This is a genomic window from Mesorhizobium sp. M6A.T.Cr.TU.017.01.1.1, assembly GCF_004023115.1.
Classification (GTDB): domain Bacteria; phylum Pseudomonadota; class Alphaproteobacteria; order Rhizobiales; family Rhizobiaceae; genus Mesorhizobium; species Mesorhizobium mediterraneum.
Window position 1 is genome coordinate 1 of record NZ_RZTA01000107.1, and the last position, 23,908, is coordinate 23,908.

20 protein-coding genes and 1 tRNA gene are annotated in these 23,908 nt (G+C 60.1%); 9 read left to right on the forward strand and 12 right to left on the reverse strand.

Annotated features, from left to right (window positions below; all coding sequences use genetic code 11):
* From qatB to qatD, 3 genes are all read left to right on the forward strand, one after another.
* Nucleotides 1-740: Qat anti-phage system associated protein QatB (gene qatB, locus EOB36_RS26560; RefSeq protein WP_206637211.1), on the forward strand; the 740-nt coding region annotated here is incomplete at its 5' end.
* The gene (qatC, locus tag EOB36_RS26565) at nt 737-2,107 is read left to right on the forward strand and encodes a Qat anti-phage system QueC-like protein QatC (RefSeq protein WP_095486960.1); all 1,371 of its coding nucleotides are present in this window, start codon (nt 737-739) and stop codon (nt 2,105-2,107) included. The genes qatB and qatC, both read left to right, overlap by 4 nt.
* 2 nt (nt 2,108-2,109) lie before the next feature.
* Nucleotides 2,110-2,868, forward strand: coding sequence for a Qat anti-phage system TatD family nuclease QatD (gene qatD / locus EOB36_RS26570; RefSeq protein ID WP_091600256.1), 759 nt, complete (start codon nt 2,110-2,112; stop codon nt 2,866-2,868).
* Between the two features lie 51 nt (nt 2,869-2,919).
* Here the strand turns inward: qatD and EOB36_RS26575 are convergent, their stop codons facing one another.
* The 9 genes from EOB36_RS26575 to EOB36_RS26615 all read right to left on the reverse strand — a co-directional run bounded on the left by EOB36_RS26575 (nt 2,920) and on the right by EOB36_RS26615 (nt 12,285).
* Nucleotides 2,920-3,630: a YfbU family protein gene (locus EOB36_RS26575; RefSeq protein ID WP_091600257.1), complete on the reverse strand. Its 711-nt coding sequence runs from the start codon at nt 3,628-3,630 to the stop codon at nt 2,920-2,922.
* Between the two features lie 193 nt (nt 3,631-3,823).
* A complete protein-coding gene (locus EOB36_RS26580; protein ID WP_095486962.1) occupies nt 3,824-5,479 on the reverse strand; it encodes a hypothetical protein in 1,656 nt (551 codons plus the stop codon).
* 236 nt (nt 5,480-5,715) lie between these two features.
* Nucleotides 5,716-6,249, reverse strand: coding sequence for a hypothetical protein (locus EOB36_RS26585; RefSeq protein WP_128286055.1), 534 nt, complete (start codon nt 6,247-6,249; stop codon nt 5,716-5,718).
* A 21-nt stretch (nt 6,250-6,270) separates the two neighbouring features.
* Nucleotides 6,271-6,378, reverse strand: a tRNA-OTHER gene (locus tag EOB36_RS26590).
* Between the two features lie 6 nt (nt 6,379-6,384).
* Complete coding sequence (locus EOB36_RS26595) at nt 6,385-6,867, reverse strand: helix-turn-helix domain-containing protein (protein ID WP_023679072.1); 483 nt, start codon at nt 6,865-6,867, stop codon at nt 6,385-6,387.
* 369 nt (nt 6,868-7,236) lie between these two features.
* Nucleotides 7,237-8,079, reverse strand: a complete 843-nt coding sequence (locus EOB36_RS26600) for a DUF3800 domain-containing protein (RefSeq protein WP_245467894.1) — start codon at nt 8,077-8,079, stop codon at nt 7,237-7,239.
* Nucleotides 8,080-8,137: 58 nt separating this feature from the next.
* Complete coding sequence (locus EOB36_RS26605) at nt 8,138-8,872, reverse strand: hypothetical protein (RefSeq protein ID WP_095486966.1); 735 nt, start codon at nt 8,870-8,872, stop codon at nt 8,138-8,140.
* Nucleotides 8,869-11,109: a Mov34/MPN/PAD-1 family protein gene (locus EOB36_RS26610; RefSeq protein WP_095486968.1), complete on the reverse strand. Its 2,241-nt coding sequence runs from the start codon at nt 11,107-11,109 to the stop codon at nt 8,869-8,871. The genes EOB36_RS26605 and EOB36_RS26610 overlap by 4 nt, the downstream gene beginning before the upstream one ends.
* 3 nt (nt 11,110-11,112) lie before the next feature.
* On the reverse strand, nt 11,113-12,285 hold the full coding sequence (locus EOB36_RS26615; protein WP_128286056.1) for a hypothetical protein: 1,173 nt from the start codon (nt 12,283-12,285) through the stop codon (nt 11,113-11,115).
* Between the two features lie 486 nt (nt 12,286-12,771).
* On the opposite strand from EOB36_RS26615, the gene EOB36_RS26620 reads away from it, so the two are divergent.
* Both EOB36_RS26620 and EOB36_RS26625 read left to right on the forward strand, forming a co-directional pair.
* Nucleotides 12,772-13,416 (forward strand): phospholipase D-like domain-containing protein, encoded by a 645-nt coding sequence (locus tag EOB36_RS26620; protein WP_095486972.1) that lies wholly within the window; start codon nt 12,772-12,774, stop codon nt 13,414-13,416.
* Nucleotides 13,403-14,041: a phospholipase D-like domain-containing protein gene (locus tag EOB36_RS26625; protein WP_095486974.1), complete on the forward strand. Its 639-nt coding sequence runs from the start codon at nt 13,403-13,405 to the stop codon at nt 14,039-14,041. The genes EOB36_RS26620 and EOB36_RS26625 overlap by 14 nt, the downstream gene beginning before the upstream one ends.
* Nucleotides 14,042-14,068: 27 nt before the next feature.
* On the opposite strand, the gene EOB36_RS26630 is transcribed toward EOB36_RS26625, so the two are convergent.
* The 3 genes from EOB36_RS26630 to EOB36_RS26645 form a co-directional block, all read right to left on the reverse strand.
* Entirely contained in the window at nt 14,069-14,935 is an 867-nt protein-coding gene (locus tag EOB36_RS26630) for a hypothetical protein (protein ID WP_095486976.1), read from the reverse strand.
* Between the two features lie 119 nt (nt 14,936-15,054).
* Nucleotides 15,055-15,603 (reverse strand): hypothetical protein, encoded by a 549-nt coding sequence (locus EOB36_RS26635; RefSeq protein ID WP_206637212.1) that lies wholly within the window; start codon nt 15,601-15,603, stop codon nt 15,055-15,057.
* Nucleotides 15,604-15,917: 314 nt separating this feature from the next.
* Entirely contained in the window at nt 15,918-16,763 is an 846-nt protein-coding gene (locus tag EOB36_RS26645; RefSeq protein WP_128286059.1) for a hypothetical protein, read from the reverse strand.
* Nucleotides 16,764-17,381: 618 nt separating this feature from the next.
* Between EOB36_RS26645 and EOB36_RS26650 the strand changes: the two genes are divergently transcribed.
* The 4 genes from EOB36_RS26650 (at nt 17,382) to EOB36_RS26665 (ending at nt 23,765) form a co-directional block, all read left to right on the forward strand.
* The gene (locus EOB36_RS26650; protein ID WP_095486983.1) at nt 17,382-19,283 is read left to right on the forward strand and encodes a hypothetical protein; all 1,902 of its coding nucleotides are present in this window, start codon (nt 17,382-17,384) and stop codon (nt 19,281-19,283) included.
* 32 nt (nt 19,284-19,315) lie between these two features.
* Nucleotides 19,316-20,827 (forward strand): hypothetical protein, encoded by a 1,512-nt coding sequence (locus EOB36_RS26655; protein ID WP_128286060.1) that lies wholly within the window; start codon nt 19,316-19,318, stop codon nt 20,825-20,827.
* A 46-nt stretch (nt 20,828-20,873) separates the two neighbouring features.
* Nucleotides 20,874-21,902, forward strand: coding sequence for a patatin-like phospholipase family protein (locus tag EOB36_RS26660; protein ID WP_091600488.1), 1,029 nt, complete (start codon nt 20,874-20,876; stop codon nt 21,900-21,902).
* A gap of 675 nt (nt 21,903-22,577) precedes the next feature.
* Nucleotides 22,578-23,765: a DUF2235 domain-containing protein gene (locus EOB36_RS26665; RefSeq protein WP_091600486.1), complete on the forward strand. Its 1,188-nt coding sequence runs from the start codon at nt 22,578-22,580 to the stop codon at nt 23,763-23,765.
* The last annotated feature ends 143 nt before the right edge of the window (nt 23,766-23,908 follow it).

The window sequence follows — 23,908 nt, forward strand, 5'->3', positions numbered from 1 at the left end:
GCACACCACCGAACCCGGTTCCCGTGCCCCAGCCGCTGCCCCCGCTGGCGTCACCGGCGGCGGGCAAGCCACTCGGCTCCGCTCGCTCGGATTTCTCCCGTGCGGCCCGCTCGCGCGGGGGTGGCGGCAGGGACCTGAGGCGCGCCGCCGGCAAGTACGTCAGAGCCATGGGCGGTGCACGCAACGCTGCCCGTGCCATGGCGCCGTCCCGCAGGGTGATGACTGGCCTGGGACAGCTGTTGGGTCAGGTGGCGCAGAACGGCCCGGCTGCGGCTCTGCGGGTCTTCAACCTGCAGAGCCTCGTCGGCGCCCCGATAGCCGACGTCTTCCTCGCCCTCACGGACCTCCTGTGCCCTGACGGCGGGACGATTGATGAGGCCATTGCGAGGAACGCGATGCTCGAGACCGTGGGCGAGCTCGGCGCGGCGGGAGATCTGCCTTTCGATGGCGCCACGCCCGACGTGCTGGACGCCGTGTTCACCGGTGCGCTCGCACGCTCGATCGAGACCAAGCTGTTCAACGAGATCGGGGGCAGGTCCATACGGCTCCCGACCGACGTTGCCGCGGTCGAGATCATTCAGAGGACGCTGCACGACTTCATCCAGGGCACCGTCCGCGATCGCTTCGCGGCTGCGGGCGGCACGCTGGCGTCAGTTCCCTACGCGGGCGTCGAGGCCTTCGTCCAGGCCATCTACGAGCAGTCCTTCGAACTGATCCGCATCCTGGGGGATAGCGCATGAGACGTTTCGTGTTTGTCGGCCGCCTGGGTGCGGCGGATAACGGGGCCGTGCCGGTCGTCCAGCCGGACGCGACGCCGGTGACGGTCCAGTTCGTGGCCGCGAACAAGCGGCTCGATTACGGCATCGGCAACGCGCTGCAGACGTTGGCCGACCTCGGCCTCCGGCCGACGGAAACCGCGATCGACCTCGTCATCCTCGCCGCCATGGTCAACGCGGCCGACACCCGCGTCTCGCGCTCCGCGAATGCACAGGACGGCTGGACCCGGGAGCTGGACCTAGTGGTGCCGGTGCGTGAGCCTGACTTGTGGGCGGCGCAGGGAGCGTTGCTCGCCCGCACTCTCAGGTTCTTGACGGGCGACCATTGGCGTATCGTGTTCAGGGCACGGCCCGCACCCTTTGCGACGATCGCAACGGCGCGGCCGTCGCTGGGCCTCGCCGAGCCGGACGAAGTGTGTCTGTTCTCCGGCGGTCTGGACAGTCTCGTCGGGGCGTTGGATTTCCTGGCCGGGGGCGGGAAGCCGCTTCTGGTGAGCCATTACTGGGATTCGGAGACGAGCAAGGCGCAGACGTTGCTGCTGGACTTGCTGCGCAAGAATTACAAAACAAACGAGCCGTTGTCCCTGCGGGCGCGCCTCGGCTTCGACCGCAACCATGTCGACACCGGCGAGGTGGAAAACAGCCAGAGGGGGAGATCCTTCCTGTTTTTCGCGTTGGCCATTTTGGCGGCTTCGGGGCTGACGTCTGACGCCCCGGTCCGCGTGCCCGAGAACGGCCTGATCGGCCTCAACGTACCCCTCGACCCGCTCCGCCTCGGTTCGCTCAGCACCCGCACCACTCACCCATTCTACATGGCGCGCTTCAACGAGTTGATGCGGGGGCTTGGCATCGCCCGGCGTCTGGAAAACCCCTATCGCCACGTGACCAAGGGTCAGATGGTCAGGGATTGCGAGGATCCGGCGCTGTTGCGACGGGCCATTCCCTCCTCGATGTCGTGTTCCTCGCCGGCGAAAGCCCGCTACAGAGGCCTGCCACCGCAGCACTGCGGAACCTGCGTCCCCTGTCTGATCCGCAGAGCATCCCTGGCAGCCGGCCTGGACGCAAACGAGTCGGATACGACACCCTATGTGGTGAAGGATTTGGCGGCGCGTCGTCTCGATACGCTCGAGGCCGAGGGCGAACATGTGAGGTCGTTTCAGCTGATGGCGGAGCGGTTACGGCGGAATCCGCGGGCCGCAAAGGCCCTCGCGCGCATCCCCGGTCCGCTGACCGACGAGCCGTCCGAGATTGACGACTATGTTGACGTCTTCGTGCGAGGAATGCAGGAAGTGGCCCATTTCCTCGAACCCGTCAGGGCGAAGCCTAGCTGAGCATGTCTGCACCACGCCTCGTCGATTTCCACTGTCACCTGGACCTGTATCCAGATCCGGCCGCGGCTATAAGAGCCTGCGAAGAGGCTAAGGTGGCGACGCTCGCGGTGACGACGACGCCGAAGGCGTTCAGGCAGAACATGAACCTTGCAAAGGGCGCCGAGTTTGTGCGCATTGGGCTCGGCATTCACCCGCATCTTGCCGAGCAGCGCTGGACCGAACTGCCCCTGTTCGAGGCGCTGTTGCCCGAGACGAGGTATGTCGGCGAAGTCGGTCTCGATGCGAGCCCCGCACACTACCGCTCGATCGATCGTCAAGTCGACGTCTTCAGGCGTATTCTAACCTCCTGCCAGAGGGCGGGGGACAAGATCCTCTCCGTGCATAGCGTCCGCACGGCGTCGAAGGTTCTCGACCACATCGAGGAGCTGCTTCCCAAGGGCAGTGGCAAGGTGGTGCTGCACTGGTTCAGCGGATCGGTCGCAGACGCGCGGCGGGCTGCGGCTCTCGGGTGCTATTTTTCCGTCAACCAGGCCATGTTCAGGTCCGAGCGGTCAGTGGCTCTCCTCGGGACCTTGCCGCTCGACCGGCTGCTCACGGAGACGGATGGTCCCTTCGTGGAGGTAGATGGTTCCCCCGTCACGCCGGGCGGCGTGGACGAGGCCGTTCGCATGCTTGGCGACGTTGTGGGCCTGGGCGCCGAGGAGATGCGGCGCGCCATTTTGAATAATCTAAAGGCAGTTTTGGAACGGTCCGCAAACTGACGATTCCACGCCGACCCGAGCTTATCGTGGCCAGCGACTCTGCACCATTCGCTACCGGAGCTTGAGGAGCTCGATGAGCTCGTCGGCGTTGAGCAACTGGCCGGCACGCCTGTATGCCGGCGAACCGCGGCGGGCCTCGATCTCGGCATATTTCTGCAGCATCTCGCGATAAGTCGACACCGTGTTGGCGTGAGCGTTCAGGGATCTGTCCCTGAACTCCTCAAAGCGCCCGAGCTTTTCGACCATGAATTTGGCCATCGACATGTAGCGTCCCTCTTCGTTCCCGTCGAAGCCGTCAAACTTGGGGTTTTTCCCCCAGTACTTCACCTGGTCCTCGACGCGCTGCCTGTCTTCGGGACTGAGCTTCTCATATCCCCATTCAATGGCTCGCCACATCGCCATCGTGTCGACCACGAAGTCGAGCGCCTCGGGGTCGTCGACCTCATCGTGAAAGATGCCCGACATTTCCCATTCCAGGCCCCAGAAATGGCCTCCGTAGATGGCGCTCTGAATCAACTCGACTGACTTCATGTCCTCGTAGCCTTTATGCTGGCGCAGGACTTCGGCTAGCATCCACATGATCAGTTTTTCAGAGCTGGTCGGCCGGAAGGCCTTGCGCCGACCAGCCTCAAGCCCAGTATACACCAAGGTGCGGATGGCCTCTGCCCGCGAAGGGAGGTCACGCTGCTCTCCCCGCCAAGCATCGATCCGGTCAATCGTGCTTTCATCGAGCCTGAGCTCGAATCGCTCGGTTTTCACCATTTCTACCTCCAATCAAGTCCGTACCGAATCCATATCGTACGGATATTGTACGTAAAACACGGTGAAAGGCAAGCATCGCCATCTCGCATGTCGTTACTTGGGTCAGGACGGGGGCGCGTCACACCCCTCCCACGGCTGGCATGCCGGCCGGTGCCTGCACCTCCGGCATGTGGCTAGGCGCTCGTCGGGACCCTCAGGGAACAGGCGAGTCGATCAGAGTGCAGGTGTCAGGATCCGGGCCGTAGTACTGCGCGAACTGTCGCTTCGCCAAGGCGATCAGTGCAGCATTTTCGGATTTCCCGGTAAGCCATTTGAAATCGTAGCGGAAAGGTCCCGGCTCGAGGACCCATTGCAGGGCGAGATCGAACACGAGCATTCCGCCAAAGAAGGTGTTGACCAGTTTCTTGATGTTTTCGGGGCTCCGGCCGCGCACGGCGCGAGGAAAGATCTTCTCGGTGTCACCTCTGTCCTGGAAGAGGGACAGATGGGTGACGAACAGCGATCCGGCCTCAGGGTTGAAGTTGTCTCCCGCCATCCAGATGCCCGGCCAACAGAAAAATTCGGGACTGCGCTGCTTGTCTCGGCAAAAAGCGATGAAGTGCGAGACCAGGACCCGGACAGGCATGTTCACACCGGCATAGTTGAACGTACGATGCTCCTCCATCAGGGCATCGACAGGGCCCTTGTCGCCGAGCAGCCCGACCACGGCAGCAAGTCCCGTCCGCGGATCATCGTATCCGCATCGCTCGCTCAGTCGCGCCGCGACGTGCTCATACTCCTGAGCGGAGAAATTTTGCACCGCCTGGGCGAGCTCGGGGGTTTCGGCTGCGGCCAGGCAAAGTCTTGTGAAGCGCGCGCCAGGATCAACGTCGCGGATAAAGTCCTCGAAGAACTCGATGTCGAGCGGAAACCCCCTCGTCGGGTTGATTGCAAGGTCGCAGATCAGCAGAAACAGGCCGACGATCGGGCTGTCATACCGTTCGGGCCATTCTGTCCCGGTAAGCACCAGGAACAGTTCAAACGAGTCGACATAGACGGGCGCAAAGTAGCCTTGCTCGCGATACGTCTGAAGCAGCTCGGGACCGCCTGACGATGCCAAATACTGAATTTGGCAAAAGCGGGCCTGGCCTTCGAATATCTGATGGATGCCGATGTCGGCGTAAGGTGGGCGCGCACCGCGAAGGAAGCCTTCAATCCGGCTGAGTTGAAGTTTGAGGAATTGTGCATCCCAGCGACCGGGGTCGGGAAATTGCCCTTCCGCGAAGTCACAGGACCCGTTGATCGCGTGGACGATCTCACCATAGGTTTTGAGGTAGCTGTGCCCGACGCTCTGAAAATAGGGCGTTTGCTCCAGCGAGAGGATCGACTTCGGCGACCAGGCAAGTTGCTTGTAGAACTTGATGTCGAGCGCGTTGTTGACGGCAATATTGGCGGCGGCGAGCACCGGATCAGAGTGCGTCCGACCGTCGAGCATCGCCCTGTGCGCCCAAGCCTTTACAGGTTTGGCGACGCCGGCGCCCCGCGCAAAGGTCTGAAGAGACGTCATGCTGCCATAGATTTGCGCCGGGTACGCCAGGCTGAGGATGAGTCCCGCAGTGGACCCCATGTGCTGCCACCAATGCACGGTTTCGTGCAGATAGGTCGAGTAGGCTTGGTACAGTTCGGCTACGTCATGACCCTCGGTGTCGCGCTGGGTGAGCGCGTCGACAAGCTCATGGGCGCGGGGACTGAGGCGCAAGACGAAATGTTCCGTCGTGTAGCTCCCGTGGCCTGCCAGCGTGGCGTCGAACACCAGTGGATCGTTGGCTGGGTTGAGCAGATACGGATCGAGATGGGAGAACAGGGACATGGGAGAACTGTAGCAGAGATTGCCTACGGAAGCGGACAAACGCCGGGCTACCAGGCGATCGGCCTGACGGCACGCCACGGCGGTGCAGTTCGGCCTGGAATTCGTCAGTCCGGAGGCGCCAATCGGCGTATTCCCTTGCGCCGTACTCCTTCGCATGGACCGACCGGGCGTCTTCGTGGGCGAGACACCGAAAAAAAGCGGGGCCTGACGAAGAATAGTTCGCTGGGGCGGCGCGCTTAAGGGTGTGGGTTGCCGAGCGGATCCATGCCGAGCGCCAGCCTGACACTCTCTCGGATGCTTTCAGTCCTCGCCAGCAGAACTTCCGGTCGGATGTCTCCGGGCTTTTCAACCACCATATAGCGCACACGCACATAATCGTTCTTGTCGGCCAGAGTTTTGGCTTGGCTGACAGTTCTGGCAGGCAGGACCAGGCCTGAACCTTGAGCGGCCACAGCCATCTCGTGCAGATTGTGCCCCAAGGCCCGCAAAGCCTCAATGTCTCGGCCCGCGCTGCGGAGGTAGCATTTCAGGAAGAGTTCGCACGCATGGTAGCAAAGCAACCTGGTCGGTCCCGACGTCAGACCGCGGCGACCGGCATCAACGGCCTTCGCGGCCTGCAAAAAGGAGTCGGCGAGCAGGAAAATACCGAACGGGGTGGCGCCTTCCGATTCTGGGATCATCATGCAGTCCAGTTGATGTTGGTGTTCTGGAGTCTCAAGTCGAAGTGCCCCGACCGATATGACGCCGTTCGATTGAGATTCTCCGTGCATGGGACGACTCCCGGTGGGCCTTGGACGTGACGGCAGGACTTGAACCTGCGACCTCCTCGCCCCTAGATAGCGGTGTCACGCACCACCCAGGTCGAAAGCGAGGCGCTCTATCCTCTGAGCTACGCCACGATCTGCCTATGCATCGTTGTCCACGACCAGCTGCGGCTTCTTACGCTTCAACCGGTTCGATCTCTCCTCGGCCGCCTTCTTGATCTCGGCGGCCTTTTCCAGCGCAAACGGCCTGGCGGCCTCGATCAGGCCATCGAAATGATAGCGGTTCGTCATGCTGCCATTGGGCGTGTTGCGCCGTTCCTCCCGGCCAAGAAGTTTAAGGGCCTCGAGGGCGGCAATGCGTTTCTGAATGGTGCGGGGCGTCACCCCGATCGCCTTGGCGATGGTTTCGACCGAGGGGTGGGGAAGGTTGTCGGGCAGCCACCAGTACTGGACCAGGTGGATGATGATGTTCATGTCGAGCGCATCGAGGCCGAGAGCCTGCTGCTTCTCGATGATGATGTTGGGGAAAGCGCTCCAGCCCGTGGCCATGAGTGCCTTGGTCCACTTCTTCTCGTTGGTGCGTAGCTTGTCGACGTCTGCCTTGGCGGTTTCTGGCTGGGCCATCTGAGGCTCCCTGTGATGAACTGCGCCTAGATATGGTGGTTTCCCGTGATGACGCAAGGGCATCGGGGACGGTTCTGCATTCAGGGGGAGGGTGTTTCAAGGTTCGCCCGGCCTATGTCCCTGGATTCAGGAGCCGGGGAACCGCGCTGCACCCAAAGAAGAGGACTTGATAATATGAAGTGTCGATCAGACGAACCGTGCTATATGCAAGCGATAAGATAGGGACCCCCCGACCAGAGGTTCACCCGGGGTGTTGACAAAGAGAGCGTCAATACCCATACTTTGGGCGTGAGCATCGCTCCGGGGTTGGCGCCAGGCGCCAGCCGAACTTTTCAAAACGAAGGCCCGGCTAGTCCGGGTCTTTGTTTTTTATCCTTCAAAGCAGCTGTATTTGATGCCGCAGGATGCCAGGTCCTCGGGCTGCAGGTGCGCGTCGATGAGACGCTTGTGGTCCATCAGGGCCCTGTAGGGCCGGTAGGACGGGTCATAGCCGCCCTTGGCCATCGGATAGAGGTAGAGATCGGCGATCTGCAACATCGGCGTGGCTTTGGTTCTGCCGCGGGGCTCCCCGCGCACGATGTCCCTGAACTCCTCGGCAGTTAACGACCCGTAGCTGGCGGAGTTGGCGCCGTCGAACGGCATCCCCTGCGTCTTCAGGATCCGCGTGTAGGCCACCAGGTCGCGGTCCTCGGCTTTGCCGGCGCGCTCGAAGAACACGCGCAGCTTGCGGTCCTGGCTGCGGGCATATTTGGCGGCGCGCTCGATCAGGATGCAGTAGGCGGTCTTGCACATGAACCAGAGCTGGTCCCGGTACCGGTCGCGGTAGCGGGCAACATAGCCCGGTCGGTCGATGACCGCGGCGATGCCGATCACGGGCAGCCCAAGCAGCATTCCCTGCAAGTCTCCCAGGAATTCAAAAGCGGACTCCGGCTTCTTCAGCCAGCCGAAGTCGCCACGGCCGCCCCGGATCGCCCAGGAGTGGAGCGGGTAGGTGATGCCGTGCTTCTGGCAGAAGGCCTTGTGGCGGGCATAGAGCTCATCGACGTCTTCCTCGTTGATGAGGATGCCGCCGAGGGCGAAATAATCCATTTCGTCCCGGCGCTTCTCTCTGGGCTCTCGGTCTGGCTCACGGCTGCCGCTGTCATCGAGGTAAAGGTGGATTTCGCGGTCGATCACGGGCAGGCTTTCAATTTCCGCACCAGCTTGGCTCAAAAAACCTGAACCTGTACACCTTGGCGACACTCGTGCGCGCCACAGGGAACGTTGCAGCTCAGGCCGATTTCATCTGCACCATCAGCGTCTCGCAGCTGAGGGTGAGTTGGCGGGCATATGCCTTCGAGGCGTCAAGCGTGGCTCGCTTGGTGACGCCGAAGATCAGGTAGCCCGCATGCACGGCGGCGAGGATGCCGAGGGCCGCAAGCTTTCCATGGGTTAGCTCGGCGAAATCGGGCTTGTAGTAGATGATTGCGGCCGCGGCGGCGATGGTCAGCAGATTGAGCACGATGCCATAGGGCTTCAGCGCCAGGAGATTGCGGTAATAGCCGTAGGCGATGTTCTCGTTGAAAAGAATCCGAAATTTCTCGGTGTCGCGGGTGTTCTCGCGCAGCCAGTTGTAGCACTGCACATAGAACGCAGCCGCTTCGTCGGGGTCCTCGACTTCCATGTCGCGCGTCGGCGCCGGCTGCTCGAGCTGCTTGGCGAGGAATTTGCGGTAGCGGTCCTTGGTCCGCTCGTCGAGTGTCTTATCCAGGTGGTTCAGTTCGCGATTTTCCGGTCTCCCGCCGGTCGTCGCGAACAGCTGTCTCTCCTTCCTCTTGCCCAGGCGGCGGGCCACATTCGAGGCAGCGAAGAACAGGACCATGACGGCGAGACCGATGATGGCCTCGGGGAGGCTCGGCTGAACCCAGTTGAAGGCCAGCACAATCAGGACAATGACCGGGGCAATTGCCAGAGCTGCCGGCGCGAGGCGCGCCTTGATGGAGTAGGCGTCGAGGTAATCGTTCATGGCGCGTCCTGATGCATGATGGCATGGTACGTGGCTGGAGTGGCAATGAGAAGGATGGCCGGCGGCGCTCGCTCCACGGCGACCTGCTTGGCCGTCTTGCGGTCGGTGGGCGAGGGACCTTGTTCGGCGAGGTGGCTGTGCCAGGTACCCACATCAAGCAGCGAGCGGCCGCTTTCCTCGAAACGGGCATCGATCCGATTCTTCATGCCCTTCGTTCCAAGCACGAACAGCGTCGGCGTCCTCACGCTGTCTTCTGGCGCCTCGATCAGGTCGACCACCGTGACAGTCTTCATGAGAGAACTGCAGGAGCCGATCAGAAGGCCTCCCGTCTCGACATTGGGAAACCGCGCGGTCTCTTCGCGGATCATGCCGGCGACGTGCGACGACAGACGCAAAGTCCATTCGCCGCCCTCGACCGGGATTTCCAGGAATTTTGACACGGAGAGGCGGCGCCAACTTGTCGATGGGCTATCGGGCTCTGCCACCCCCACGACCAGTTCTCCGCCATCGGCATTGGCGCCGGCGAGGCGCATGAGTTCCTCGGTGGCCATGGCGGTCATCGCCGAAAGGCGCGCGTCGGTCATCGGCATAGTCATGGAGCCGCAGCCTTCCCCGATCTGAATTTGCGTCAGCCCGAACTCGGGATCGAACAACAATGTCCGTTCATAAGGCGTCACGGTCGCGGACAGCACCGCCTGCAGGTCGGCGAGGCTCGGATTGCGGTTGCTTCCCTCATGAAATACGAAACCGCCACGGCCGCGCCCGAAAAGGGCGATCTCCGCCATGCGTGCCGGCAGCTCGGCAGGGCTCACCATTGACAGGGCATCGCGCACCAGGCTCGATGCGGTCGTGTTGAGCAGCGTGCCGGTCCCGGGCGGCGAAATCAGCAGGCGATTGTCCGCACGCTTCAGGCCCCTAACCACGTCAATCAGATGGGCTTCCGGTTTCTGCCCGAGCAGGGCCAGCTCGTCAGACAGTTCAAACGCCTTCGGCCACGGCAGGGGTGGCCGCACGAGGGCGTGCCGGGCCATGTTGTGGGGCCGCAGCTCGTTGCTGTCGGAGACGGCCAAGATCTGGGCGCCGGCACGGGCCAGATGCAGAGCGGTTTTCGATCCGACGCTGCCGCAGCCAACCAGGCTGAATGGCGGATAAGAGGGAGCTGCCGACACGGCGCGGAGAAGCGCGGGCGTCGTGCGATCCAGTTGCTCCATGGCAACGGCGGCTCTCGCGTTGGGCCCTTCGAACAGCGAGGCCCGCTTCTGCGGAGCCGTGATTTCAATCAAGTAAGGAAGCAACTCGATCGTCGACGCCCGCCCGATCAGCCGAAAAGGTCGCCGCACGCCAAACAAAACGGCGATCGGGAAGGTCGCGTCATCGGTTTTGCCCGCCCAGCGCCGCTGGAGCCTGTCGAGGAATTTCGCAAACTCAACGCCGCAGCCGAAGGCCTCAGCGCGTTGTGCCAAGTCGTCAAGGTTCGCTACCGTCTCAGGCAGCACCGCACTTGTGATGGCGCCATTTGGCGGCCAGATCAGCACCGTCGCGGTGATGCCGCTGTAGCGTCCTTCGCTTTCGGCCTCAAAGGGGAAAGCAGACATGTTGCCGACGGCAGCGGCAAATTCATTGTGCGCCGAGAGGGTGTAGGACCTTTTGCCAGCGAGATCCTTGCCCTTCATGAATTTGGTAGCAAGCCATACCGAGCCGGACTTGTCGGTGATCTGGCTTCGGGCGAAGTCCGCATCGATAATAAGCCGGTTCGGCAGGCCTTGGCGCATCACGGGTTCCCAGCCATGATCCGGATCCATCAAGGTGCCAATTGCTGCGCGACCGAGCCAAACGCCCATCTGGTTGACGATGGCCCCGATGCCGAGTTCGATCAGGCCGTGCTGATTGAAATATTCGTCCTGGTTGCCGTCCACAAGACAGGGGGTTGGACACACGTTTTCCGAGCCGGGCGTCAAGTGGTGCAGGTTGCGCGGAAAGCCCTTGCGCAGGGTGAAGGTGGGGCACCGCCACGGGTAGTCAGCGCCAAGCAGGACCTCAACGCGTTCGACCGGCAGGACGCCGTTAGGGGCGGTGCCCTTGGCGTGCCAGTGCGTTGGCATCTCCACGGCCAGATCAAGGAACAGGGTCGCCACGTCGTCACCGACGGCGATCAGGCCACAGCGCTGGCATTGCGGAATCTCTGTTGCGACACGCAGAAAGTGTTCCGCGTGCCGCTTCATGTCTGCCGAGGCCATGGCTCAGCCGTGGGATCTGGGCGTCGTCGTCACTCCGGTCACGCCGGCGATCGAGGCGGCCTTTTTCGGGGTCAGCGCCAGCTGCTTGGATGTGCCGACGCCGGTGATGTTGAACTCGACCGGCCCGTCGTGCTCATCGGCATACTCGGTCGTGCAGATGAAGCGTTCGGCCGAGGTGATCGAGACATATTCCCGCTTGGCCCGCTCATGAGGCGGGTTGTCGTCGTCCTTTTTGATGGGCTTGCAGGAGGCGACGATGATGGCGCCGTCACGGGTCTGGGAGAGTGCGTTCCTGGCGTCCTCGGACACCTTGACCTTCTCGCCCATCTCGGACCAGCGGTCGTGGCTCAGGGTGCGCCAGGAGCAGTGGTGCGGCGTCTCCATGACATCGTAGCTGAGCCAGTCCTTGTTACTGTCCTTGTGGCGCTGCCACAGCTGGTCCCAGATGGAGACGTCCGCGTCGCCACCGGTCAGGAAGCGGCAGCGGTCGGCCACGCCGTCGCCGGCGATGGAGAACCGCACGATCGCCGAGGAGTTGTTCTTCTCGAGGACTTCGATCAGCTCCTTGTCGTCTTCGTCGACGTACATCGGCGCCAGCAGGCGGCCTTCTAACTGGCCCGTGTTCACGCGGTCAGCTGCGGTCAGCAGGCCGTCCTGCTTGACCAGGATGTCCGTGAGATCATCGGTCTTGCCGTCTTTATCCTCACCGAGGATCAGGATGCGGTCGCCTGAACCGGTGCCGGTCAGGCCCTTCTCTTTGAACAGCGCGACCCGGCGCCGCGCTTCGGTGGCCCACGCCTTGGCCTCGTCGCAGAGCTTGTGCTGCTTGCTGGCGCGCCGGAACACGATCGGCGACGACCACATTTCGCGGATCAGGATGAGGTTCTCGTCACCCTCCGGGAAATCCTCGGGCGGGCCGAGGTGGAAATGCGTCGTGAGCCCGGTCACGTGGTCGGAATCCGGGTGCGAGAGCAGGAAGGCGTCGACGTAGAGCCGGCCCTTGTCGTCGCGGGAGAGGCGCCTCTTGAGATCCTGGGCAACGTCGTAGGTGTCGTCCTCAGGATCGTCGGCGGCGGCGCGGATGTTGATGTCGACGAGGATCGTTTGCTTGTTGTCGAGCTTGATCAGCGCCATGTCCCCGTTGCCCACGGGGAAAAAGGTCAGTTTTGCAGGCATCTGTGTCGGTTCCTATGGTTGGCCGGAACGGGCACGCAACGGATCATTTCCGTGTGCGCGCGCCGCCGGCAACTAGCCTGTGGCTTGTCAATGGAGCCTTGGGGCACTAGAACCGACTTGCAACGGTACGGACCTGTGGTCTGGGCAGTGTTACGGCGCCACGTCCGCAGGTACGCACAAACAGAAGGCAGGCGGTGGAATCACCGTCTGCCTTTTTTATGGCACAGCGTTAAAATGAAGTAAATACGTTCGTGCAGCGCGTTGCACTGAGGGTACGATTATTTGGCAAGTTGTCAACAGGCCAATCGGACCAAAACGCCGCAGGCGGCGATGCATGGCAGGTATGTCTTTTTACATATGGTAGCGGGGACCCGAGAACGCGAGTCGCGCTTCACGTTGCTCGGTCGAGGGCCAGGTCGGTGAAGCTCCAGCTGCGCACAGGCCACGTTTGAGGCGCAAGCTTCACCGTCGCACGTGTGCCCTAGCATGGAAACGTCGGACGGCAGCGCCACCAGGGGGTATGTGGCTTCCCAGGCTTTCGTGGACAAATATCAGGCTCGCGGGCCGCTCAAAACATTGCTGCCCGCCCGCGTCGCTCAGGGCACCACGTTCAAGCCGACGCATCCGGACGCGGACGATGCCTACGAATGGATGGGACTGGAGGCCCGAAAAGAGATCTTTGCGCTTTTGGATGCAGCAGTAGCCGATCCTGCCGCAACGGTCAGCATGGTCGCCTACGACATGAGCGAAAGCGAAATCATGGACCGCCTGTTCGCGCTCGGTCCGCGCCTCAGGATAATCATCGACGACAGCGATAAGCATGGGCTCAAGACAAGTGGTGAGACCCAGTCCGAGACACTGCTCAAGGCTTCCGCTGGCGAGGACAACGGGATGGGAGGTCTCCAACATAATAAGATGATTATCGTGGATGCGGCCGTCCCGCGCGCCGTCTGCGGTTCGACAAACTTCAGCTGGCGCGGGCTCTATGTTCAATCGAACAACGCCTTGCTGTTAACGGGCGCTCAAGCCGTAGCCCCCCTCAAGGCTGCGTTCGAGGCCTATTGGAAAAAGGAATGGCTTCGCCAACGGTCCCTCACCCGACTGGCATCCGCTCGGCTTGGCGGGCATTGATGCCAGCATCACCTTTTCTCCCCATGACACAGCCCGTGCCCGCCTTGCGGAAATCGGCCAGGATGTCGAAAAGGCCCAGGCCTGCCTACTCTATTCCCTGGCTTTCCTGAGCATCACAGGCGGTGCTGTAACAGACGCCGTGGAAGCGGCTACCAACAGCCCGGTTTTCACCTACGGCATTTCCGACAACAACACCGGTGTCACCGTTCATAAGCCCAATGGCAACACTGCACCCGTCTATTTCGCTCGCCTCAACAAACACGTGCCGACGCCGTTTAAGGTCGAACCTTACACCGGCAGCGGGCCAAATCTGCACCACAAGTTTCTGGTAATCGATTTCAACACACCTGACGCCCGCGTGTGGACCGGTTCTTACAACTTCAGCAAGCCCGCTGACCTTCAGAACGGAGAGAACCTGCTCCTCATCCGCGAAAAAAATTGCGACATCGTATATGGTCGAAGGGATACGCATCTTCGACGACTACCATTTCCGCGTCACCCAGGAAGACGCTGCAGAGGCCAAAAAGACATCGTCCTTGCAAAAGGCGCCTACGGCCAAGACCCATGGTGGGCTGAGGACTATACAGACCCGTTCAAGATCCGAGACCGTGAGCTGTTCGCATAGAGCTACTCTTGCGCCAGAGCCCGGTTCTCAGGGGTTGGCAGGCACATTGCGATCTTTCAGGGTCTCAATGAGCTCCCGCAGAATGGCATTCGTTTCGTCCTGCCTGCGGCGAACTTCCTCGACAATTCTTCCGGTCGCCTGATCGTCGCGCTTCTTGAGCGCCTCAATTAGTTTCTGGTTGTCAGCGCTAGCCGCCCGATCGGCAGAAACCACCTCCCGCGTGAGAGCCTCGATCGCCGGAACGGTGCGATTTGGCGAAAAGTAATCAACGACCATCGGGGCGAAGGGACTCAGCGTGGCGATCACGAGCGCAAATACGCCGACAAGAATTGCTTTTTTGGCTGAACTGTCGGTCTGGCTGGAGGCCTCTTCGAACTTTCCTATAAAGGTCGTTGCCTGGGCTTGAATATCGTTGCCGATCCGCGCGGCGTTTGTCATGACATCCAGCATGCTTTCAAACTTCCGTTCGATTTCTGCCAGCTGCGCATTCGTGTCCAGAATGGGGTTTCTGGGCATCTGGAAATCCGGCATTCTAGGGGCCGAAATAGCTCGCTCGGTCAATAGCCCCCCGGCATCCGGCTTCGAGATTGAATCGAGCAGTCGCCTTTGGCCTTCCACCTGATCCAGTATGGACCTCATTGCAGGCGACGGCTGTGTGAGCGATTCAAAGCGCTTCCGAAGCGGCTCCGCCTCCTTCGAGGGCCGGAGCAAATCACTGAACTTGTCTTGCTGTTCCTGCAGGCGGATGGCCAAGTTTTTAGCAGGATTTACGTGTGACCCAATACCTGCAAGTGTTTTTGCAATCTCGCTCAATGGCTTGGCACCACTGCCGGTGCTTACCTTAAGGTCCTCAAGCTTGATGGGCTTGGGAGAGTCGGGAGAATCGTCACTCATCAGTCATGGTCCCCATGGGATAGCGCCGGTTAGATATAGGAATCCGGAGAACACAGTGCCAGTTCGAATGGCCCATCTCGCAGGCATGCACTCCGACAACCCACCGCCATTCCAGTGGTCTAAATCGGCAGCTTCGGCGCAATGTCGGCGACGAACAAGCGAAGCGCCATGGCGATCTCGCTGAATTCCTCCGCGGTGAAAGAGACCGTTTCCCCCAAGGCGAAGACACGAATACGCAAGTCTCTTTTGATTTTGATCGTCCCGCCCTTTTCAAAGTACTGGTTCTTGTGAACCTCGATCTCTTCCCCGTCGCTGACGGTAAAACATTTCAAACGGGGCAACTTCAGGCTAAGGGCCCCCTCGCCTTCGTCGCAGTCAATATGACCTACAACGCCATTGCGATGTTCCAGACAGTTCCGAGCCCTCTGAAGCGAGCGGTACTCCTCAAAGAAATCGAGCTTCGTCGCCAATTGCGCCTGCACGGCCAGCAGCAAATCTGGAAAATTGAGACTCGACGCCTTCTTTTCCGCCGCGAGATAAATGTCCTCGAACTCGCCCCAGGTCTCGACCTTGCGTCCTTCCCTCAACCAAGCGTGTAGATGTAGGCTTGCTCGAGCGTAGCCCTCAGCCCCCTGGCCAGTTCCTGAAACGCCTTCCCCAATATCCACGCGCGATAAGCTAGCTTGGCCTTGGCTTGATCGGCGTGAGGCACGAAGCTCAGCCCGAAAAACCCGTCCCGAGGTAGATCGTTGAGATCTGTAGCCTCGATCGCTGACGTGCATACGGCCACCATTTCAGTCGCCAAGCGGATGGCCTGAAGCGCCGGCGCGATCACGCCGTGCCGTTGAGGGTGACCGTTACACTGGGTTTGTCTTCTTCCGTCACGGCGTCAATGAATCCGTGTCGGCGATGCCGTCGCCCGTGTCGTGATGCCAAGGTAGGCTAATCTGCATGGGGCCATTTGTGCTCCATGGATTTAGCTTCACCACCTTAATTTTAGCTTTTGCACCCTTTTTCGGGCCGCAACTGCAGCCGCTTTTGTACTCCAGGTGAGTTGCTCGGCGGGGCCAAATGATTCACCGATTGGGGTCTGGGGTAAACGATCCCCTCCAGGCATTTTGCTGGTAGCGACCCTTATTCTTTCACCCTGTTCGAGCGCCGCGATGTTGTCCAAAGCCGCACCCAGGCGAAATTCCATGACGTTCAGCATGTGCTTAACCCGCTCTTTGTCCGTGGTAGAGGGGAATGTCCGGCGGCCTTCGGAAAACGCTTGAGTTATGTCGTCAAATTTCGCGTCTGTAGCCATCGCAAATAAGTCCTGTGGGAAAATGCGGTTGCGCCGTCCGGCCTGTAACAATCCGGGGGCACGGCGAGCATAGATCTTCTCGACCAAATCTGAGCAAAATGACGTTCGACTTGCCGCGTATTGCGAAAAACCCAGCAGGTAGTCATATCGCTGATAGCAAAAATAGAAGAAGTCATAAAACCAAGCACTTTGCTTGCTGATTTCGTGCTGGAGGGCGTCCAACGCGTTCTTGAATGACGGCTTTGGCCTCGCTCTCGGAAGTATGGAGGGTCGACGTAGGATGCGGAACTCTCCGGGAGCTAAGCTGTCGAAAATAGCTGACTCGGCGGCAATCATCTCGCCGCTTTCTGGCGTTGCATCGGCCCAAATCCCGGAACCGACACAGACCATAGCATGGGAGAATCGGGCCCCGTGCCTTCCAAGCGCTTTCTGCCTACGCCTGGCGCGCCGCTGATTGTCTGAGATCCTGGCGCGCTCATCTTCTGACAGTTGAGATGTCGACGGACTCGATAACTCAGCCATGATGTACTTCCCTCTAGAAGAGTGACCACAATTAAGCTGTATTCGACATCAAGATGCCAGTCGTTCATTTTGGGAAGTGCAAATCGGGCTGCCTTCGGCTGGTGAACGATATTTCCTACGGGTAACGGCGCAAGATCGTGCTGCTCCTGACGTTGTATGGTCCCCCCCTACGTCGTCTCCCGGTGGCCAGGCTTGCCTTGATCCAGCAATCAACGGCCTTGCTGCGTCACCCGCCGACGGAGCAGCTAGGGAAGACGATGCCTGCGGTTTCGGGGATTGATAAAGCGGCTTGAACGTCCTGAACGAGCGTTCAGATGGGATGCTACAGGTCAGCCCAGGAGTGCGAACGGTTTAGAAGAAGTGTGCGGACGGGCGGCGACGCGCTAGCCCGGTGATGACGACCCGAAAGCGACCGTTCTTCAGAAAGTAAACCGGCAGGGTCTGGTGATCGAGTGCTCCGGTTATTCCGATACGGCAAGAACATTTTCCGTTTTTATGCCTGTAAGCGCGCCGGCCATTGACCCGATGTTTCGAGCATGTTTCTAATAGAGTGAGGGTGTAATCTCGGTAAGTATTTCAATCGGTAGTGTTTGAAATACTAGGGATGGGGGAAATGCCATGTCGGGGCAATATACGGCTCCGCCTGTTCGCCGGTTGCGGGTCTATGCCTTCGACCCGCAGGCTTCTACGTTGGCTGCGACTGCAGGCGTTAATGTTGCAACAATTAAAATACCTTGGGAGCAGAGCTGGGAGGAAGAAATTCAGCCCGGCCCCATCAATGACTACCTTGAAGTTATTGATATCGATCCGGTCAGCGGCCAATTTTATGAGCCGGTGGACCTCAATCACCCCTACCTCCTGGCTCAGGACGGCTTGGCCCCCTCGGAAGGCGATCCCCGCTTTCACCAGCAGATGGTGTTCGCCGTTGCAATGAAGACTATTCGAACTTTCGAACGGGCGCTTGGCAGGAGAGTCTTCTGGGCTCCGCGTCGCGTTCCCAACGGGCGTAAATACGAGCCGGTCTATAAATTGCGTATCTATCCCCATGCCCTTCGCGAGCCCAATGCTTATTACAGCCGGGAAAAGAAGGCCCTCCTGTTCGGCTATTTTCAGACGTCCGCGCACAGCGCCGGCGCCAAATGGGTGTTTACCGCGCTTTCGCATGACATCATCGTTCACGAGGTCACGCATGCGATCCTGGATGGACTTCACCGGCGGTTTGCTGAACCGACCAGCGTAGACAGCTTGGCGTTCCACGAAGCCTTTGCCGATATCGTCGCTCTGTTCTCACATTTTTCGCTTGAGGAAGCAGTCAGCGCCCAGATTGCGAAAGACGGCGGTAGCCTGGACAACCGCTCCCTCCTCAGCGGCCTCGCCCGGCAGTTCGGCGAGGCTACCGGCCGGGACGGAGCCCTTCGCGAGGCGATTGACGATCACAGTGGAGCTGCGCCCGTGATCTTGCGCGACGACATGACGGAGCCTCACGAACGCGGCGCGGTCCTGGTGGCGGCCGTTTTCGATGCTTTTCTGTCGATCTATGAGAACCGCACCGCTGATCTGCTCAGAATCGCCGGCATCAGACCCGGCACCGGTCCCGACCAGAACCTCCATCCAGACCTGGTCAAACGATTAACACGGGAGGCGAGCAAGGCGGCGGAACACGTGATGCGAATGTGCATCCGCGCCCTCGACTACCTGCCGCCAGTAGACGTCCGCTTTGGCGATTTTCTCCGGGCAATCATAACGGCGGACTATGACCTGGTGCCCGATGACGTGCTTAATTATCGGCTCGCCATCATAGAAGGGTTTCGGCGGCGCGGTATCATCCCGGAGGGCTGTCTCTCTCTGGCTGTCGACAGTTTGTTGTGGGAGGCGCCGGTCCATCATCTGGCGGCCGATTATGACGATTTGGACCTGGATTTGGAGCCAAAATTCGATCGGACGACGGCAATCAAGGCCGCTGAGGAGAACGCGGAGAGCGTGCATTGGTGGATCCTGGGATCGGAGAGCTTTCGGACCACCGAGGATAAGCCATGGCAAGAGGTGTGCGGAGTAGTCTTCCGACGAGGTTTGATCTCGTATGACGACCGCGAGACGATACTGAGCCGGCCAGGGGACCCGAAGGGATTTGCTCCGCCCGTGGAAATTCATTCTGTAAGAACCTCCCGGCGAACAGGACCCGACGGCCAGGATCTCCGCCAACTTATCATTGAAATTGTACAGCAGCGGCGCGGCTTCTACGATCAGAACGAACAGGAGCTTCAAGACAAGCACGGCGATAACCCGTCGGGCGCGGACTTTGTGTTCCGCGGTGGTGCCACACTCATCTTCGACCTTCGGGAGGGTCACCTGCGTTACGCAGTCCGAAAGCGAATTAGTGACGATGCCCGGCTGGAGCAACAACGCGATTTCCTTGCGGGTTACCGCTTCGGCTCGACCGCGTTCGGTTATGGACTGCAAGGGGGATCGACCGGCACTGCGTTGGACGAACCGTTCGCTCTGGTGCACCGGGGAGGTTAGGTGTGGGGATATTGAAGCTCTTGAGGATCAGGATGTATCGCGGCATCTTGGGCGATTGCTTCCTCATTCGCACCACGTTGGACGACGGCGGCGCGGAGTTGGAGCGATCCATACTTATAGATTGTGGGGTCCTCCAGAACGTTGCCGCTGGAGCCGATCTGATCGCCAAACTTGACCCGAAGGTCGTGAACCGGATCGGTAAAAAGCGCCTGTCCGAAGTTGAGGCCGGCCCGGCCCGCATTTCAGCGATCGCGAAAGACGTCCTGAAGACCGTCGGCAACCGGATCGACCTGCTGGTCATAACCCACGAGCACTACGACCATCTGTCCGGGTTTGCGTTCGAAAAAGGCGCATTCCTTGACGGTGCGGTTTCCATCGGCCGGCTTTGGATGGCTTGGACCGAAAACCTGAAAGATCCGCAGGCTCAGGTCCTAAGGGCACGATTTTCGAAGGGAAAGCAGGCTTTGGCGGCGGCGGCCACGCTGGCGCAAGGCGATGCGCATCCCGGCTTGCGAACGGCAGCGGCGCTTGCCGCTTTCGCCGGGCCGGTCGCCATAAACGGGCTAGGTGCATCGGGCGTCTTCGGGACTGCCGAAATCATGCAAATGCTGAAGGATAAAGCTGGTGCCGATTCAACATCTTATCTTGAGCCTGGACAGGTCATTGACCTCGACGAGTTCAATATCAAGGCCTTTGTTCTTGGCCCGCCTCGAGATGAAGTTTTGCTGCGAAAAGACACCCCATCCAAGGGACAGGCGAAGGAGGTATATCTGACGCGTCTGGACGCCGCCGCGGCGGCGGAAAGCACAGTAAATGCCCAGCTCTCGCTTCTTGCCAATCGAACCGACACAGTCCTGCCTTTCTCGGCCGTTTACCAAAGACCCCTGAAAGGGAAAACCCGTCGCAAGAAGGCGACCAAGTCGGGGGTCCGCAAACTGTATGACGCTCCGGCCGAAAAGTGGCGTAGGATTGACAGCGACTGGACAGGCTCCATCGAAGCTTTGGCCCTGAAGATGGATTCGGATACAAACAACACCAGCCTGGCACTGGCGTTTGAACTCCCCGATGGCCAGGTATTGCTGTTTCCCGGAGACGCCCAGGTGGGGAATTGGCTGTCTTGGAATGACCAGACCTATCCTCCCGCCGCGAAGACTATGTCCTCGGGCAAACCTGTCACCGCAGAGGACCTGTTGCGCCGGACAACATTTTACAAGGTCGGACACCATGGGAGTCATAATGCCACGGTCGAAGCGCTCGGTCTGGAGCGCATGGTCGACCCACGACTAGTAGCCGCGATACCGGTCGTAGAGGCGGTCGCGGCCATTCAAGGTAAGGGTCGAGCGGAACCTGGAAGCGGGTGGAGGATGCCGTTCGAGGAGCTTTACAAGGCGTTGCAGGAAAAGACCAAGGGACGCATCGTTCAGGGCGACGGTAATCCAACCGTCGAAAAACGAGCTTTCCGAAACAACCCGACGTCAGCAAAGCGGCCGGTCAAGATCGAACACAGCGATCTTTTTGTTGAGATGACGTTCGACCTTTCATGATGCCAGCTGCTCGGGTCGGCGGGGAATTCTCAATGGGGGGTATACGATGGTCGTTCTAATCAACGGCGAAACCAAGAAACTTGGAATTGCGCTCTCGGGGGGCGGGTTTCGTGCTGCCGCGTTCCATGTAGGGACGTTTACGGCTCTCCAGGAACTCGACTTACTCGACAAGCTTGATCTCATCAGCTGCGTGAGCGGCGGGAGCGTGGCAGGCGCCTACTTGGCGCTGAATTGGGGCAAACAGGATGTGCTGAAGGGCCTTTCGGACTATCTGCTGACAAAGTCGATCGCCGTCTCTTCGATCATCGGAGGTATCCTGGACCCCTTCGAAACACGCCTGGAGAAGCTTGGCGCAAGCTATGATCGGGATCTGTTCGCGGGTGCACGGCTATCCGCTCTCAGAGATGGTCCACGAATCTATCTCAACGCCACCAACCTGGCCACCGGCAACATGTTTTTCTTTGTTGCAGGCAAGGCATTGGCGCCCGGAGAAGACGCTGGAGAAACGATGGGGGAGCACGAGAGCGGCACCGCGAATGCGAGTAACTATCCAATCAGCTTGGCCGTGGCAGCATCCTCGGCTTTCCCGCCCGTGTTTCCTCCGCTACGGCTCAATGCCGACATCTATCCCAATTCCCTGAGCGAATACGCGACGCTGAGCGATGGAGGCATTTACGATAATCTGGGCGTGAACCCGTTGATGCGAGCGCGGCGCAATCCCGTCGATGTGTGTTTTGTAAGTGATGGCGGCAAGCCGTTCGCCGTGTCCCCTCATCCGACGGAGTCCGGGACAATCGTGCTTAAGGAGGCGATCAACATCATGATGGAGCAGGTAAGAGGTCTTCAATTTGCTCGTCTGCAATTGTCGTACGACGCGAAAAAGGGCCCGAAACCCATCTGGTTTTCAATCGACAGCCGGGTAGGCGAGGAACGGCCTGGCGACGCCGCTTTCGCGTCGCTGGTGGCAACAGATTTAAAGAGATTGGAGGCCGAAGAGCATGAGGTTTTGGTGCGACATGGTCGCGCCCTCACGATGGCACGCGTCAAATCCTATGCACCGGAACTCCTTAAGTAGCAAAGTGTCAAACGCGCCGCCTTGCCGCTTACCCGACACGGACTGCAAGGACGTTATCGTTGGATATATCGCCTCATATTCTATCCAGGACAAGCAGTCCTCAACGCCAAGTGCCTGCCGCGGCGAGATTTGTACCCTCAGTCTCTACATCAGGGACAGCAAGCTCGACTGGGACATCCAGAAGCAAATTTCAGGCACTGGCAAGGCCATCTTCGTGAAGACCTTTGGTGAGCCCGACCCCGAGACCAAGTGATGCGCCATAGTGCCTCCAAATGGCCGCTGCTCTGGGCTGTCGGCGCCGCCATTCTCATATCTGCTCCGGCAAGGGCCCAGGAAGAACCAACGCAACCGAACCCGACACTGAGGTTCAAGCTCGACCGGCGCGACGGGTGCTTCCGCTACATAGGCGATGCCTGTCGAATTCATCGGCCGCTTCAAGACCGGGAGCTACGTCGGCGTGTCCATGATCACCATCGGCCGGCCGACGACCAGCAGCCGCGACTACTCGATCTTGTTCGCGCCTCGTGCCGCTGGGGCAGTTCAGCCTTTGTCACCATCTGTGGCCGCGTTACCCCACCTTCTTAGCAACCGGACAGAATCTCCGGAGGGCGCTGACTTAGGACCGCTGGACAGCCGCCATATGTCGTGGTCTGTCTTCCTTTTCAAGGAAGCGAAATGGAATCATTATCGGCAGCGGGACCGGGTAAGAAGCGGCTGGCGGTTTTCCTTGATGGAACCTGGAATTCCGTGTCGGACAACACCAATGTCTGGCGCTTGCGCGCCCTGTGTTCAACGAAAGACACCGGAAACCCAGCCCAGCTCGCCTACTATGATATCGGGGTGAACGGAGTCATTGGCGGAGCCTTTGGGAAGGGGCTGCTCAGGAATATCCTTGATGCCTATGAGTGGCTGGTCGAAAACTACAACGATGGTGACGACATCTTCGTGTTCGGCTTCAGCCGCGGCGCCTTCACTGCGCGTTCTCTGACAGGCTTTATCACCAAGTGTGGCCTGTTGAGGCCGGGTGCCCCGTTAAGCGTCAACCAGTTGTTCGCCCGGTACCGCCGACGCGACGCGCTGACCGTGTGGAAGCTTCATGACGACTTGGTCGCAGGCCCGCTGAAGGCCTCTGCCCTGGAAGAACGCTGGATGCTGAAATACTCCCGCCGCGTGCCGATCAAGCTGGTGGCCGTCTGGGACACTGTCGGCGCGCTCGGCATTCCCGCGTTCAGCTGGGAAGGCATCAGTCGGACCAGTTTCCGATTTCTGGACACGGGCTTGAGGGTGCCAATCGAGAATGCGTTTCACGCCCTTGCCCTCGATGAGCATCGCAACAGCTTCATGCCGACGTTATGGACGAAGAGAATCCCTACCGATCCCCAGGCGGTGATCGCACCGCCGCGTCCCTACAGCAGTGTCGAGCAGCGTTGGTTTGCTGGCGCCCACGGTAATGTGGGCGGCGGATACCCGAATGATCTGCTTGCACAGGCTCCTCTCAGCTGGATCATCGAAAAGGCCCGGTCCCACGGTCTCGCGTTCAGGAGCGACATCGAGGTGGACGACGGGGCCCTCGACGCTCCGATTTCAGACTCTTACCGGGAGTTCATGCGCGGCTCCTACGCCATCCTCAGCAAGAGGCATCTTCGGCCCATTGCATCCCCTCCCGGCCGGGACCCGGATGCGACGTACATCAATGTCAATGAGACGATTGATGGCTCGGTCTTCGAGCGGTATCGCCACTCGTCAAGCTACCGGCCCGCCAATTTGGTTGAGTGGTCGACCCGCAAGGGCGTCGATCTTGACGCGGTGATGGGTTGGGTCGATGCCGAACAGCCTGGAAAGGCGGTTGGCGAGATCCACTGACCGCTGAGTGGCGTGCAGTGCCGCCGTCTGCTTCCAGGATCTGGCCGTTCCGGCTGACATGCAGAGCGCGAAAGATGCGCCGTGGGCGGAAATGGAGTAAACGTCGTCCACCTAGATAGTAGATGCTTTGCGCTCTGCATGTC